The sequence below is a fragment of the Anoxynatronum sibiricum genome, from assembly GCF_039414295.1.
GTDB lineage: Bacteria > Bacillota > Clostridia > Peptostreptococcales > Tindalliaceae > Anoxynatronum > Anoxynatronum sibiricum.
The window spans coordinates 126,775-141,672 of sequence record NZ_JBCITM010000005.1 but is presented as its reverse complement, the minus strand read 5'-3'; the positions used below and the strand labels follow the sequence as shown (position 1 = coordinate 141,672).

Annotated in this window: 12 protein-coding genes; all 12 read right to left on the bottom strand. The window is 49.1% G+C overall.

Annotation, left to right across the window (positions count from 1 at the left end):
• Positions 1–309: 309 nt before the first annotated feature.
• The 12 genes from ppx to AAIG11_RS06755 all read right to left on the bottom strand — a co-directional run bounded on the left by ppx (position 310) and on the right by AAIG11_RS06755 (position 14,875).
• Positions 310–1,827, bottom strand: coding sequence for an exopolyphosphatase (gene ppx / locus AAIG11_RS06810; RefSeq protein WP_343185483.1), 1,518 nt, complete (start codon positions 1,825–1,827; stop codon positions 310–312).
• A 15-nt stretch (positions 1,828–1,842) separates the two neighbouring features.
• Positions 1,843–2,004 (bottom strand): hypothetical protein, encoded by a 162-nt coding sequence (locus AAIG11_RS06805; RefSeq protein WP_343185482.1) that lies wholly within the window; start codon positions 2,002–2,004, stop codon positions 1,843–1,845.
• A 28-nt stretch (positions 2,005–2,032) separates the two neighbouring features.
• On the bottom strand, positions 2,033–4,177 hold the full coding sequence (locus AAIG11_RS06800) for an RNA degradosome polyphosphate kinase (protein WP_425499413.1): 2,145 nt from the start codon (positions 4,175–4,177) through the stop codon (positions 2,033–2,035).
• Positions 4,170–5,744: a Ppx/GppA phosphatase family protein gene (locus tag AAIG11_RS06795; protein ID WP_343185480.1), complete on the bottom strand. Its 1,575-nt coding sequence runs from the start codon at positions 5,742–5,744 to the stop codon at positions 4,170–4,172. The genes AAIG11_RS06800 and AAIG11_RS06795 overlap by 8 nt, the downstream gene beginning before the upstream one ends.
• Positions 5,745–6,048: 304 nt before the next feature.
• On the bottom strand, positions 6,049–7,260 hold the full coding sequence (locus AAIG11_RS06790; protein WP_343185479.1) for an ABC transporter permease: 1,212 nt from the start codon (positions 7,258–7,260) through the stop codon (positions 6,049–6,051).
• On the bottom strand, positions 7,260–7,943 hold the full coding sequence (locus tag AAIG11_RS06785; RefSeq protein WP_425499412.1) for an ABC transporter ATP-binding protein: 684 nt from the start codon (positions 7,941–7,943) through the stop codon (positions 7,260–7,262). The genes AAIG11_RS06790 and AAIG11_RS06785 overlap by 1 nt, the downstream gene beginning before the upstream one ends.
• Position 7,944: 1 nt before the next feature.
• Positions 7,945–9,273, bottom strand: a complete 1,329-nt coding sequence (locus tag AAIG11_RS06780) for an efflux RND transporter periplasmic adaptor subunit (RefSeq protein WP_343185477.1) — start codon at positions 9,271–9,273, stop codon at positions 7,945–7,947.
• Positions 9,274–9,603: 330 nt separating this feature from the next.
• Positions 9,604–11,673: a DUF6449 domain-containing protein gene (locus AAIG11_RS06775; RefSeq protein ID WP_343185476.1), complete on the bottom strand. Its 2,070-nt coding sequence runs from the start codon at positions 11,671–11,673 to the stop codon at positions 9,604–9,606.
• A 1-nt stretch (position 11,674) separates the two neighbouring features.
• Positions 11,675–12,652: an ABC transporter ATP-binding protein gene (locus AAIG11_RS06770; RefSeq protein ID WP_343185475.1), complete on the bottom strand. Its 978-nt coding sequence runs from the start codon at positions 12,650–12,652 to the stop codon at positions 11,675–11,677.
• Positions 12,645–13,034 carry a GntR family transcriptional regulator gene (locus AAIG11_RS06765; protein WP_283409182.1) on the bottom strand — a complete coding sequence of 130 codons (390 nt, stop codon included), beginning with the start codon at positions 13,032–13,034 and terminating at the stop codon, positions 12,645–12,647. Before AAIG11_RS06765 ends, AAIG11_RS06770 begins: the two co-directional genes overlap by 8 nt.
• 435 nt (positions 13,035–13,469) lie before the next feature.
• On the bottom strand, positions 13,470–14,657 hold the full coding sequence (locus AAIG11_RS06760) for an aminotransferase-like domain-containing protein (RefSeq protein WP_343185474.1): 1,188 nt from the start codon (positions 14,655–14,657) through the stop codon (positions 13,470–13,472).
• Entirely contained in the window at positions 14,654–14,875 is a 222-nt protein-coding gene (locus tag AAIG11_RS06755) for a DUF951 domain-containing protein (RefSeq protein ID WP_343185473.1), read from the bottom strand. Before AAIG11_RS06755 ends, AAIG11_RS06760 begins: the two co-directional genes overlap by 4 nt.
• Between the last annotated feature and the right edge of the window lie 23 nt (positions 14,876–14,898).

Genomic DNA, 14,898 nt, shown 5'->3' with positions numbered 1-14,898 from the left:
GTTCAAGACGATGTCACAACAGTCATGTTAGTTGCCTGATTGCCATTTCCTGTTGCATGGTGCATGTTACCTGCTGCTGCTTTACTTGCCGTTCACTGCTTGCTGTTCACTTTTCATATTTTCCATACGTCCTGTTTTCCTATGCAGGCCATTCCACTTTTGAAAAATGCCCACAACAAAAAAGTGTCTTCACTGCCCTTCACAATTATAACGGATTATCGGGGCAAATGTCTGCGTTATTTAAAATGTTTTTCTCACATCTCAGAATCAACCCGTAGAATCAGGGCTTTTGCCTCATGGGTGATTGGATCATACAATATACAGCTTTCGGCCAAAGAGTTTTTTGAAGTCTTTCTGAAAGGCCATGGCAGTGGTGATTTCCAATTCTGGGCTGTTGGTGGTTTTCACCAGCACCTGCACATCGCTGTCGCTGACATAGCAGACCAGGTCTTGCACGCTGGCGGTTTCACTTCGGTCCAGCTTTTCAGCAATGCGCACAAAAAGACTGAGTTTTCGGATGATATCAAGGTCTTTGTCATCAATAAGCATGCCATAGGCCTGCCAGTCTTCCTTTAAATTGGCTTCCCGATGCATGCCCACCACAAAGGCGCACATCACCCGCTCCCGGTTTCGCAGCCCATTGAGGCGGGCATTGAGGCTCAGGTAAAACCCGTGCTTGTGATGGTTGTAGTAGTCGATGTACATGCCCACATCATGGAGAAGGGATCCCACTGCCAGCAGGCGGCGCTCAGCTTCGCCCAGCCCGTGGAGTTCCCGGGTCTGGTCGAACAGGGCCAGGGCCAGCTTTTTCACGTGATGACAGTGGCTCAGGTTCATTTCAAAGTTTTTCAGGGTGTTGTCCACCGAATGGAAGGTGACATCTTCGATCAAGCCCCCCTGATGTTGGGTTTCTTTCAGATAGTGCTCGTAGAAAACGCCTTCTCGCAGGCCGTTGCCGCTCACCATGAGTTTTTTGGCTCCAATGGTTTTCATTAACGCCCAAAGGGGTGTGACGCCGGCGGCAATGATGTCGGACCGGTCTTTGTTCACGCCTGGAATCTGACGGATTTCTGCCAGAGTGCTCCGGGTCACCTGCTGATAATGAGCTTCCACTTCGTCATCCCGCATCTGGTAATTGTGGAGGCTTTCCAGGGGATAACCGATTTTATACTTATTCATTTTTGCCAGGGTGCGTATGGTGCCCCCCAAGCCCACCACCGGGTATCCTTTCAACGGTTTCAGCCAGTCAAGGGATTCTATGTGCTTTTTCACATAGTGCTCCACTTTTTTAACCTTTTCGGGGGTGATGGCTTCTTTTCCCAGGAACTTCTCTGTCAGGGTCACTGCCCCAAAGGGAAAGGAAACGGCTTTTTTCATCTGGCGTTTTTCGATCCACACCACCTCGGTGGAGGCACCGCCGATATCAATCATCACGCAGGACTCCACTTTCATGGTGTTGATGACGCCCATGTAGCCGTACCAGGCCTCTTCTTCTCCAGTGGCCACCCGAAAATCAAAGCCCGTCTCTGCACTGACTTTTTCCAAAAACAGGCCCTGGTTGGAAGCGTTGCGCACGGCGGCGGTGGCAATGGGAATCACTCGGTCTGCCTGATGCACCCGAATGAGTTTTTTAAACAGGTTCAGGGTATGCATGGTGCGTTTCATGGGGAGGGGTTTCAGGGTGTTTTCCTCTCCCATGCCTTCACTGAGACGCACCATGTCTTTCACCTGATCCAGCATTTTGTAGGAGCCGTCTTCGTTCATTTTCATCATCAACATGCGTACTGAGTTGGACCCCATGTCAATGATGGCGACTTTCTGGTTCATGACTTTTCCTCTTCTCTATATCCTCTCACTGATGGTTTTTTGCCGGCTCTTTGCGGCTCTTTGCGGTTCTTTGCGGTTCTTGGCGGTTCTTGGCATTTCTTGGTGTTTCTCGCCGGTTTTTTTGTCACAAGGATTGATGACACTTATTATACCACTGATCTCTGTTTTGCCAATCATGTGACCGGACAAATACGCGGTGCTGCTGTCAGGGCGATTCCTTCTTCAGTGCCTCACTGGACAAAATGGGTTCGAAGGCGATGGCCGCCTCCTGTTGCCGCCGGTGTTCCTTTGCCAGCACCCGGGCTCGCTCACAAAAGTACAGCTGCGCCTCCAGCCGCTCTTTGCCCCGTTTGTCAACCCGGAGGTAACTGCCATCGGGCTGCAGCAGCCGGGTTTTAAGGGAATCATTAAACAGCACCTGCATCACTTCCAAAATGTGCGCCTTGATGTCCGGTTCTTCCACTTCAAACAGCAACTCAATGCGCCGGTCAAGATTTCGGCTCATCCAGTCGGCACTGGAAAGATAAACGGGACGCCGGCCATCCTGCTCAAAACAAAAGATGCGGGGATGCTCCAAAAAACGGCCCACAATGCTGTGCACAGTAATATTCTCGCTGATGCCGGGAAGACCGGGGCGCAAACTGCAAATGCCCCGCACCAGCAGTTGAATGGTCACCCCCGCCCGGGAGGCATCATACAGGGCTTCAATAATCTTTTGATCCACCAGGGAGTTCATCTGCGCCCGAATCATCGCTTTTTTGCCCTGACGGGCATTTTCAGCCTCCTGATGAATAAGACGGTTAAACGTCTCCCGCATGTTCAGGGGTGCCACGGTGAGTTTGAAAAGATCTGGCGGTTCGGAATAACCGGTGAGCATATTGAAAAAAGAAGAGGCTTCTGCCGCGTATTGCTCTCGGCAGGTAAAAATGCCCATGTCGGTGTAGAGGCGGGCGGTGGAATCGTTGTAGTTGCCCGTGCCCAGATGAAGGTAGCGCTTGATGCGGTCTTCCTCTCGGCGAACCACCAGAGTGATTTTGGAATGGGTTTTCAGCCCCACCAGGCCATAAATCACATGACAGCCGGCTTTTTCCAGTTGCTTTGCCCACTGGATGTTGTTCTCTTCATCAAACCGGGCCATGACTTCCACCAGCACCGTTACCTGCTTGCCCCGATCAGCGGCTTCTGCCAGGGCTTTAATGATGGGTGAGTCGCCACTCACCCGGTAAAGGGTCTGCTTGATGGCCAGCACCTGTGGATCTTCGGCGGCTTCTTGCACAAACCGAATCACCGGTTCAAAACTGTCGTAAGGCACATGAAGAAACCGGTCTTTTTCAGCGATGATCTGAAAAATAGAGGCTTCTTCCCTGAAAACCGGTGGCATCACCGGTTCAAAATCCGGATATTTCAAGTGATCAAAGCCAGGGGTTCCACAGGCTTTCATGAGAAATGTCAGGTCGAGGGGGCCGTTCACCAGGTAAATTTCACCTCTGTGGATCTCCAGAGATTCCTGAAGAATATCCAACAGCTGCGGATCCATGCGGGCGTCAGCCTCCAGGCGAATAGCCGCTCCCCAGCGTCGTCGCTTCACAGATTTTTCAATCTCCATGAGCAGGTCTTTGGCTTCCTCCTCTTCAATGGAAAGATCGGCGTTGCGGGTGATGCGGTAGGGGTGGGCACAAAGAATCCGATGGCTGGTGAACAGTTCCTGGAGGAAGAGCATCATCACTTCTTCCAGCAGCATGTATTCCACGCCCTCCGGCGCTTCTGATGGCAGGGGCACCAAACGGGGAAGCATGGCCGGCACCTGTACCGTCGCAAAAGTGGGGGTTTCTTCCTCCTTCTCCTTCACCAGCAGGGCAATGTTAAGACTGCGGTTGAGGATGAGGGGGAAGGGGCGGGAAAAATCCACTGCCATGGGGGTGAGAACAGGGTAAATCTGCTGGCGAAAGTATTCTTCCACATATTTTCGTTGTTGCCGGCTGAGCTGTTTTTCTTTCAGAATGCGAAATCCCCTCTTTTTCAGCCGGGGCAGCAGGCTTTTGTTATAGGTGTTGTACTGGTGGGTGATCATTTCATGTACCCGGATGGAAATCTGCTTCAACTGGCGTTTTGGAGTTAGTCCCGAAGGGTCTGCCTTGTCATAGCCTGCATTCACCTGTTCTTTCAGGGAAGCCACCCGCACCATGAAGAACTCATCCAGGTTTGAGCTGGCAATGGCCAAAAATTTCATCTGCTCAAAAATGGGGTTTCTTTTGTCCCGGGCTTCCTCCAGCACCCGGTGGTTGAACTCCAGCCAGCTCAGCTCCCGGTTGATGAAATGATCGCTGTGGTAAGTGATTTCATCAGGCATTTTCTGCATGGGCCATCTTCCTTTTCACTTTAAGTTGGGGGCGAATGCCAAACACTTCCTGAAAAAACTCAGATTTCACTTCGAAGGTCCATTCTTCCAGCAACGCTTCTTCCACCGATTCTCCTTTAATCATCATGGTATCGCCTTTCATGGCGATGCTCAAGCCGCTGATTTTTTGCCGGTGACTGCGGTCGAGGGCATCGGCCATGCGGATGATGGCCACCAGTTTGGCGGTGACCACCCGGTTGCGGGGCCGCATGTGCCAATAATTTTCATGGGACTGTTGAGGAATCTGGCTGGAATGATACCGGGCCACATTGGCAACGATGTCCTGCTCTTCTTCTGTCACTCCCAGCATTTCAGAAGCTTTGATCAGATTGTAGGAATGAATGTAGTGTTTGTTAAGATTGACAAACTTGCCGATATCGTGGAGTTTTGCCGCCAGACGAAGCAGGTATTTTTCCCGTTCTTTCATTCCATGGGTTTTTTTCAGAGCATCAAAAATCGCAATGGATTTTGTTTCCACGTCGGCGGCATGGTTCATATCGGCATGGTATTTACGAGCCATCCCCAGCGCCAGTTCCTGCACATCTTCCAAAAATTCCTGCTGACGGTGGGTCTTGAAGCGCTGGTCGATGAAATCAGCCACAATGCCGTCAGCAAGTGACACCAGGGGAGTATAGAGGCAGCGGGCGTTGGTCATTTCCACACATTTTTTCAGCACCATCATCGAGGGCAGCAAGGTGGCGGCCATGTCTGAAGGCAGCCCGTAGTCCCGGGCCAGCAGAGGAGTGGGTTTTTTCACCATTTCCCGGTAAAACCGGGTGAATGCCTCCATGGATATGGTTCGCAGCCGGTCTGCCTGATCGGTCTGATTGCACAGTTTGCTGATGGTTCTCATTTCACTGCCCAGTGCTATGAAGTGGTTCAACTGGTAACGTTCCCGGATGAACCGGAGAATATCCAGGTGACTTTCCACATATTCTTCCAGTAAATTGGGGAAATCCTGGGTGCGCTGCTCCAGGGTGGAGAGCACCTCTCTGAGACGCAAATGACCCAGTTTTAAATTGTGGGTGCGCTGGAGGGCCCCCTGGTGGTAAAGAGACATTTCAATGCTGCCGGAACCAATTTCAACCACCATCACCCCGTCTTTACGAATGGTTTGATGATCAGGCAGGTTTTCCCGAATGGCTTTATAGGTGAGAAAGCGCTCCTGAGCATTGGTGAGCACCTCCACCTTTAGGCCGGTTTTCAGCTTAATCTGATCCACCAGGTAATCTCTGTTTTGGGCCTCCCGGATGGCGCTGGTGGCCACTGCCCGATAGTGCTTCGACTGATATTCCTGCATGAGGCGCTGGAAACCGGTGACAATGTCGCAGGCTTCTTCAACGGTTTCGTAACTCACCTTGCCCATTGAAAAAGTATCCCGCCCAAGAGACGCAGGCTTCGACAGTTTTTCGATGGTATGTACCTGGCCGTCTTCGTCCACTTCCACAATTTTCATTTTCAGTGAATAGGAACCAATGTCGATGGCACTCATCACTGCTTTTTTACGGGTTTCCGGCATATCAGCCGCCTCCAATCTCTGCAACCCTCATCGGTTGTCGCCCCACTGTTTCCTTTTGAACTTCACCTGCTTTTTCTGTCTGGCAGGATGTTTACCTTTCATTATAAGCTATTTACCCAATAGCCGTGTAAATATGACGTTAAATCTTTGAGAACCTGGCAAAGGAGCATTCTGACAGCAGCAACATGTGGCAAATGGATCGAAGTACCTGGTAACGTATCGAGCCTGGTCGGATCGCAGATGAAAAAAAGAAGATAGCATTTTTTACTATCTTCTAGATACACAAAGCCTTTTTGCACCTATTTTACTCGTATCTAAGTGCATCGATAGGGTCAGCCTTTGCTGCCTTCCTTGCAGGGTAAAGTCCGAAAAAAATGCCTACCATGGCAGAAAAAACAACAGCTGTTATCACCACCTGAGGCTTAACAATGGCAGTTATTCCAAAGGCCATGCTTCCTATTGCGACAACACTTGTTCCAAGTATCGTACCTGCAATTCCTCCTGCCGCTGAAATGATGGCAGATTCCACAAGAAACTGAAGAAGAATATCCTCCATTCTTGCTCCAAGAGCTTTTCTAATACCAATTTCCCTGGTTCTTTCGGTAACGGAAACAAGCATAATATTCATAATTCCGATGCCTCCTACCACAAGGGAGATCGCTGCAATGGCTCCTACAACAAGGGAAAGTGTGCTCATCATACCATCAATGGATTTCATTTCTTCCTCGGCAGTATAGTATCTTATATTTTCAGGCTTTATTCCTTTTGACCTGCTCACATAGTTGATAAACTTCGCTTTAAATTCCTCAACGCTTATCTCTTTTGAAGAACTTATCTCAATGCTCCAAAACCAGCCATCTTTTTCTGTTATTACTGTTTCGGGAACATAGGTTACAGCCCTTGTTTCACTGCCACCCAAGAGCTTTTTAAGAGCCGAATCATTGTTTTTATAAATTCCCGTAACTGTCAACTCCAAAAGATTCTCGTTAACCTGAATTCTCAACAATTTACCTAAAGCATTTTTTGTTCCGAAGATTTCTTCGGCTGTTTTATCTTCGATAATGATATAGGGCCTTGAATTTTTAATATCGTTATTGGAAAACATCTTTCCATGTATCATATTCAACTGCTTGTACACCTCAGGATTTTCTGCCAATCCTCCAAGGGTTGCATCCTTAATCACTTTCCCGTTTTGAATTTTTCCAGAAGCTCGGGCTCCTGTACTTATATATTCCACCTGATCTCCAAAAGCCTCTTTTATATTCTCTATATCCTCATAAGTGTAGGTCTCGTTGGAACTATAATAGTCGCTTTCAGACATAATATAGCTATAGGCCAGCGTTGTACCGATATTTTCAAATTCATCAGCAATAACGCTTCTCATCGTATCCCCTAGTGAAACGATTGAAATAACAGAGCTTATTCCTATAATCATTCCAAGCATTGTCAGAAAGGAGCGCATTTTATTGACTCTGATAGAAGAAAAGGCCAGGCTTATATTTTCTAAAATAAGCATTATTCAGCCTCCCTCCTTCTGTCCTCAATCATTTGCCCGTCACGAAACCTTATAATTCTTTTGGTGTATTCGGCTATGCTATCCTCGTGGGTAACAACGATGACAGTTGCTCCCTCCTTGTTAAGCTCTGTAAAAATATTCATAATTTCCTCGGAAGAAGAAGTATCCAAATTTCCCGTGGGTTCGTCAGCTAAAATGATTGCTGGCTTATTGGCAAGAGCCCTTGCAATGGCTATCCTTTGCTTCTGACCTCCTGAAATTTCGTTGGGCATATGATGAAGTCTTTCTCCTAAGCCTACCTTTTCCAGCAGCTCTATGGCTCTTTCCCGCCTTTCTTTCTTCCCTTTCTTTGCATATATCATTGGCAGCTCAACGTTTTTAAGGGAAGATGTTCGGGGAATCAGGTTAAAGGATTGGAAAACAAAGCCTATTTTTTTGTTTCTTATAGAAGAAAGCTCACTGCTTTCCATTTCAGAAATCGTCATGCCATCCAGCTGGTAAACTCCCTTTGTGGGCCTGTCAAGGCAGCCGATAATATTCATCAGTGTTGATTTTCCTGAGCCTGATTGACCCATTATGGCAACAAAATCTCCTTTTTCTATGGAAAGGCTCACATCTCGTAATGCATGAACCTGAACAACGCCTGTATCATATACTTTGCTGAGATCTTCAATTCTTATCATACTACTCATTCACAATCACGCTCATTCCATCTGTCATAGAGACATGAGGGTTCAGCACAACCTTATCTCCCTCTTTAAGTTCGTCGCATATGACCTGAACCTCCAACACATCCTCCACTCCCAGCAACACCTTTAATTTCTGAATGGTTTTGTCTTCTTTAAGAACAAAAATGCTGTATGTATCGTCCCCATTATCTATCAGTGCCTCAAAGGGAACAACCAGTACATTTTGAGCCATAGCCGTTTCAACCTTGGCCGAAGCGTTAATTCCGGCAATGAGCCCCTTCGTGTCGCCAGTCACATCAATTTGAACAGGGATTATTCTCTCGTTTGACCCCTGTTTTTGCTCTCCTGTAGGACTGATCCGTGAAACAATGCCGTCAACTTCATCACCATTTAAAATATCTGCGCTTATTTTAACCTTTTGGCCTATTTCCATCTTCCCTATATCATATTCACTTACATTTGCTACCATTTTAAGGGTGTCGATATTTTCAATTACAAACATAGGATTTTTATCGTCTATCTCGTCAGCAAAACGACCCACCTTTGCATTAACCCTGGTGACGGTTCCTTGTATAGAACTTTTAACCTGGCAGTCCTCGAGCTCTTTTTGTTTTCTTTCAAGTTCCTTCTTGGCTATTTCTATTCTTTTTACCTCTGAAGCATTGTTCAAATATTCTTGTGCATTCCTTATCTCTGCTAACTGTGCGTCAGTGGCCTGGACCTTGCCGTCGATCACATGAAAGGCGTCGACCTTTCTTTTAGCCTCATTAAGCGCATTTTCCTTGTCCGCAAGATCCCACTTACTTGCCCCTCCTGAATCGTATAATACCGCTGTGCTTTCGTATCTGTTTTTAGCTATGCCATACATTTCCAATGCAGACTCGTAGCTCCTTTGGCTATCTTTCAGCTCTTCCTTAAGCCTTTGCTCTGCCAAGGTTGCCGAAGTGTCCTTACTGTTTTTTCCTTCCGTATTCTGAATCTGCAACAGCTCAACATTGTCCTTTAGTTTCTCAATTTCCTCTTCAAGATGGCCTGCATCAAGTACAGCAAGCACCCGATCTTTTTCCACTTTGTCTCCTTCCTTAACATCAATGGAAAGTATTTCATAGTGAAGCCTTGACACCACTTCAACACTCTCGGTTCCTTCAAGCGGTGCCCTAAGCGTTAAAGTAGCCTTTATGTCTTTTCTAACAACATCGGAAACACTTATAGCTACCCCACTGTTAGCAGTGGCTTTAAGCTTAGCATTTACACTACCCCCGCCTAAAACAAGAGCAACAGCGACAATTCCCATGATAATCTTTTTTTTTCTGGAAAACTTCACGTTAATCCCCCTTATAAATGATCGGTTCATTAATTGAAACTTCACTATACAATATAGTTCTTAAAAAAAACGAACGGCATTCTTAATAATTCTTTAAGAATCAACCGCTATTCTTACATGAGTAACTTTCACATGACCAAAACCTTGAAATATGAACCCCTTTTTTCATCAGCAAAAAGGGGTTCACCCCTACTCTGTCGAAGTATATAAGTGCGAACCAATACACTTCACAGAGAAAGGAATGAGCCCCACTGTCTATTGTGGTCTGCGACACTTTTTCCGGTTTGCCGGTAGCGACATATGCCATTCGCTCACTTAGTATTATGTCCTTTAAAAAGCGGCATTCCGAACAAATTCCGGCAAAAAGGTTTCATCAAAAGTGCCCATGAACACCTGGCGGCCGTTTTCATCGTAGAAGCCCACCATATAAACAGGGAAAGCTTCCCGGTTCATCCAGGAGGAAGAATAGAGGTCCAAACTTTCTTCGATTGCCGCTGCCTCTTCCACAATCAGACTTTGTTGCAGGTTCAGGTTCCATGTATGGTAGATGGGCTCCATTTCTTCTTCTGTTTGCACCCGTTGCACCGCCACCTGGTGGATGTCTGTCGCTGTCACCGTGGCCTGCTGGTAAAAGCCCTTTTCTTTCAGCCAGGTTTCCACCCGCTGGAAAGCGGGGAGACGGTATACATGTACTTCGGGATTGCCATGATAGTATTCGGCGGTGGCATGGGGAGGCATCGCCTGGGTGGTGAGAGCTTCAATGGCGTCAGGGTCAGCAGCTTTCACATGGAACCGGATGTCACCTTTGGAGGGCCATCCCAAAAGCTCTTCATAGCTGGCTTCCATGATTTCTTGCTGTACCAGGGCTAAGAATTCCGCCATTTCATCCGGATCCTGTATATAGGCCACTTTCTGCAGCTCATGGGATTCCAGCATAATTTGGTTCAAGTCATCGGGTGAGAGGGCCAGCACGGGATACGTGAACCGTTTATCTTCCTCAGATTCTTTCAGAGCTGTCAAATAGGTTTCGTAATTTTCTTCATTCACCGCAAACTGCCGTGCCAGCACCCTGCCATTGTTCAGGTGGTAAAACAGGGTCATGTTCCGGTAATCATTGCGCCGGTTTCCCTGACGGGATTCATTGGCTAGAATGGCGGCGTGAATGCGGCGCACCTGTTCCTGATTTTCAGGGCTTTGGTAGAGCCCTTCTCTCTGACCACTGCCATAATAGAAAAAGTGAGGGAAGTTGCCGGCATAGGCTCCCTGAATCTGATCAAGCTCAGGGATACGCTTTTCAAAACCCGTGATATCAAAGTGAATCCCTGCCATCAGCAGCGCCATCAGACCGAGATACAGGCCATATTGCCGGTAATGATGCCAGCTGAAAATCCGCAGGCTTTTGTTCAGCACCGCCCGGGCGATGGTGTAACCAATGAGGGAGAAGACACCATAGACCACCAGCAGCCAGGAAATCCGGCTGTTGATCATGTAGGCATAGAGACCGCCCACCAGCATGGTGCAAAAGGTGATGCCAAAAAGAAACAGAGCATTTAACCCCTTAAAGACAATGGTCTGCCCGTTCCGCTCCATTCGCCGGTGCCGGTACAGCCAGTGGGCCGCCAGGATCAGCAGCACAATGAACACGCCATACCCGGCCACTTCTTTCCACTGGAGAGGTTCATATAGCACTTCCACCAGGCGCACCAGGGGCGACAGCTGGGCTACCCGCTCCATCCCAAAATTAGTGGCATTAAAGCCCCATACCAACGCTTCCAGGTTATAGACCACTAAAAGAGCCAGACCAGCTGGAAGAAACAGTAAGATAAAAGTGAAGATTCCCTGCACCAGCACCACGCCGGTGAACATGCCCACCACCACTGTACTGAGGTAAAAGACGGTGTTCATCAGCAGGGTGGTGCCCAGCCAGATGCCCACTTCCTGGGGTGACAGGTACTGCCCCATTGCCGTTAGTTGCTGCAGCAGCAGGCTAAAGAGGCCGATGATCACCACCGGCAGGGTGATGATGGTCCACCCGGCGGTAAGATAGGTCCCGTAGTAGGTGTTGCGGCTCACCGGCAGGCTGTGGTGAAAATCGGAGGCCGTGGCATTTTGCAAATGCTGAAATACCAGCAGTGCCGTGAAGAAGGGGACCAGTATGATGAGAAAGATCTGAAAAGGTTCGCTGTTAAAGTTGTACATGCGTTCAAAAGTGCTTACAAAGAAGGTTGTTTCCTTGATCTCCGGCAGGGTCATCATCGCCCGCAGAGGCAACAGCAGAAACAGGGCCAGAAAGTAGGCGCCGGCGATCCAGGCAAAGCGCTTCAGGGTGTGGCGAAAGATGCCGGCATGAACGGGACCGGATGATACTGTACCGGCTTGCACCGGGGTTGATTGTGTCATTTTAGGCGAAGATAATGTTGTCGACAGCATAGCCATGATCCCCCATTTCATAGATAAAGATTTCTTCCAGGGTGAGGGGCAGCATATCCAGAATCACAGGATGATGAGGCTGAAAAGCTTCCAGCAGTGTCTGCCGGTTTCCCCGGGCGATGATCAGGTTCACGCTTCCCCGGTTTTCATGATGCAGCAGGTTCAAGTGCTCAAACACCTGGGCTGGCGGCGGGTTTCGAAAAGCCACCTGAATTTTGTGGATATCCTGCTTCAGCTCATCCACCTCTTTCTCCAGAAGAATGGTCCCCTCATGGAGAATACCCACGTGATCGCAAAAATCTTCCAGTTCCCGCAGGTTGTGGGAAGAAATGAGAATGGTCATCTGCCGGTCGGCCACGTCTTGAACCAGCAGGTTTTTCACCTTTTGGCGCATCACTGTATCCAGCCCGTCCAGGGGTTCATCCAAAATCATTACCTCAGGCATGGTGGAAAGAGCCAGCCAGCAGGCCACCTGGCGCTGCATGCCCTTGGACAGCTGCTGCACTTTCTGGTGGGTTTTCATGTGAAAGAAAGGTGCCAGGGCTTCGTACCGCTGCTGGTTCCAACAGGGATACAGCTCTCGGTAATACCGGGCCATGTCGTCGATACTGGCCCCGGGAAAAAAGTAGAGGGCATCAGGGACAAAGATCATCCGCTGCTTCAGGGCAATGTTGTCAAAAATCGGTGCATCATCGACGGTGACTTTTCCGCCGTCTTCCCGGTAGATGCCTGCCAGGGTTTTCAGCAAGGTGGTTTTGCCGGCACCGTTGGAACCCAGCAGGCCGTAAACCGATCCTTTTTTTACCTGAAGATCCAGGGATTTCAGTGCCTGGTAGTTATCAAAGTATTTGTCGAGGGCCGCTGCCTGAATCATCACCGGCGGAGTGGTCTCTTCTTCCTGATGGGTGGTGCTGACTGCTGTTGAAGTCTTTATGTGTTGTTCAGTCATTTTGCTGCTCCCCTCCTGTCTGTTCAGCCGCCTGATGCACCAGGTGCATCAGCTTTTCCTTTGTCATGCCCAGGTACATGGCCTCTGCCAGAAGCCGTGCAATTTCTTCCTGAATTTTGGCCAGCTTTTCCCGGTGCATGGTGATGTCAATGGGTGCCACAAAATTTCCCCTGCCTTTCACAGTGTAAATGAACCCTTCCCGCTCCAGTTCCCGGTAGGCTTTCTGGATGGTGTTGGGGTTAATGGTCAACTGCTGGGCCAACGCCCTCACAGAAGGCAGCTGATCGTCGGTGCGCCAGACTTCAGTGATGATGAGTTCTTTGATTTTTTCGATGAGCTGCTCGTAAATGGGCTGGCGACTGCGTAAGTCCAGTTGTAACATGGCTTCACCTCTTTGGATGCCGATGAGTTCGGCAAAAATGGTTGCTTCAGGTGATTTGATGCTTCACCTGTGGTCAGTGATCAGGTGTTGACTTGATTGGGTGAGGATTGTTCGACACTTGGCGTTAGGTGTTTGGTGTGAATTAAGTGTATTAATTCATATAGTACAATATGAGTATATCGGGAGTCTTTCATTTTGTCAATGGTCATTTTCACAAAACTATTTTTCATTTAAAAATGTTGCTTTACGGCGTTGCTGCGACAAAAATAGTAAAAAACCCCTGTGAGGATGCTTGAAAGGTGTTTCTTTCAAGTGTTTTCTCACAGGGGTTTTTCTCAAGCTCACGTATTCTCAAAGTCACGCATGTCATTGTTCATATGTCTATCCGTTGACATATCTGTTTAAAAACAAGTTGGCCGAAGGCCGCCGAAATGCCTACATCATCTCTTGAATGGCTTCTCCCAGGCGCTTGATGCCTTCTTTGATCTTTTCTTCAGGCATGTTGGAGTAGTTCAGGCGCAGGGTGTTTTCGTAGCCGCCGTTGGGATAAAAAGAACCCCCGGGCACAAAGGCCACTTCTTTTTCAAGGGCTTTTTTGAAAAGTTCCCGGGCATTCAGGTGGGCGGGCAGCTCCACCCAGGTAAAGAGACCGCCGTTGGGGTAGGTGAAGGCGAGGCCTTCCACCTTTGGAAAATAGGTTTCCATGGCTGACAGCATCACGTCTCTGCGGCTGCGGTAGACTTCTCTGATGGTGGCGATGTGTTCATCCAGGTCGTAGTCTTCCATGAACTGGTTTAACTCCCGCTGGCCCAGGGAGCTGGTCTGCAGGTCGGCTCCCTGTTTCACCAGCACAAACTTGTTCAGCAGTTCCCCTTCGCCCAGGGTCCAGCCCAGGCGCATGCCGGGACAAAAGGTTTTGGAGAAGGTGCCTAAAAACAGTACCCGCCCCTGGGTATCGAAGGATTTCACCGCCGGGGGGCGCTGGCCTTCAAAGCGCAGTTCACCGTAGGGGTTGTCTTCCACAATGGGCAGGTCGAACCGGTTGGCCAGTTCCACCAGCTGTTTGCGCCGTTCCACCGACCAGGTTTTGCCTGTGGGGTTCTGAAAGTCGGGAATCACATAAATCATTTTCACCCGGTCGCGGGTGGTGAGCACCCGTTCCAGTTCGGCCATATCCATGCCGTCGTCATCCATGGCGATGTCCACAAATTCGGGGCTGTAGGCTTTGAAGGCCATGATGGCTCCCAAATAGCTGGGCCTTTCGGTGATGACGATGTCGCCTTCGTTGAGAAAGACTTTGCCGGCAAAATCCAGGCCCTGCTGAGAGCCACTGGTGATGAGTATGTTGTCGGCAGTGGCTTTCACACCGATGGCAGCCATGCGGGCGGCAATTTTTTCCCGCAGGGGACCGTAGCCTTCGGTGGCACTGTACTGGAGGGCCTGCATGCCCTGTTCTTCCAGCACTTTCACTCCCACCACCTTCATGGCTTCAACGGGGAACAGCTCTGGCGCCGGCAAGCCGCCGGCAAAAGAGATGATCTCCGGTCGTTCTGCCAACTTCAAGAGTTCCCGAATTTCAGAAGCCCGCAGGTTGTTCATGCGATCAGCGTATTGAATGTTCATGATGATTCCTCCTGTGATGGTTGTTGGGTTGGTGCATTGGGGCCCGGCGTCACCTGGCGAATCCGCTTTTCCAAATTAGGGCGGGGTATCCAGACTTCATGGCCGCACCCGTCGCACTTAATGCGAAAGTCGGCACCGGTGCGCAGAATGGTAAATTGTTTGCTGCCGCAGGGATGGGCTTTTTTCAATGTGACCCGGTCGCCAACAAACAGGTTCATGGGCATGGGGCTTCATTCCTTTC

Bases quoted from the DNA above. Each gene is read 5' to 3' on its own strand.
- ppx (WP_343185483.1), bottom strand. From the start codon at position 1,827: ATGAACCAGAAAGTCGCCATCATTGACATGGGGTCCAACTCAGTACGC.
- AAIG11_RS06805 (WP_343185482.1), bottom strand. From the start codon at position 2,004: ATGATTGGCAAAACAGAGATCAGTGGTATAATAAGTGTCATCAATCCT.
- AAIG11_RS06800 (WP_425499413.1), bottom strand. From the start codon at position 4,177: ATGCCTGATGAAATCACTTACCACAGCGATCATTTCATCAACCGGGAG.
- AAIG11_RS06795 (WP_343185480.1), bottom strand. From the start codon at position 5,744: ATGCCGGAAACCCGTAAAAAAGCAGTGATGAGTGCCATCGACATTGGT.
- AAIG11_RS06790 (WP_343185479.1), bottom strand. From the start codon at position 7,260: ATGCTTATTTTAGAAAATATAAGCCTGGCCTTTTCTTCTATCAGAGTC.
- AAIG11_RS06785 (WP_425499412.1), bottom strand. From the start codon at position 7,943: ATGATAAGAATTGAAGATCTCAGCAAAGTATATGATACAGGCGTTGTT.
- AAIG11_RS06775 (WP_343185476.1), bottom strand. From the start codon at position 11,673: ATGACACAATCAACCCCGGTGCAAGCCGGTACAGTATCATCCGGTCCC.
- AAIG11_RS06770 (WP_343185475.1), bottom strand. From the start codon at position 12,652: ATGACTGAACAACACATAAAGACTTCAACAGCAGTCAGCACCACCCAT.
- AAIG11_RS06765 (WP_283409182.1), bottom strand. From the start codon at position 13,034: ATGTTACAACTGGACTTACGCAGTCGCCAGCCCATTTACGAGCAGCTC.
- AAIG11_RS06760 (WP_343185474.1), bottom strand. From the start codon at position 14,657: ATGAACATTCAATACGCTGATCGCATGAACAACCTGCGGGCTTCTGAA.
- AAIG11_RS06755 (WP_343185473.1), bottom strand. From the start codon at position 14,875: ATGAACCTGTTTGTTGGCGACCGGGTCACATTGAAAAAAGCCCATCCC.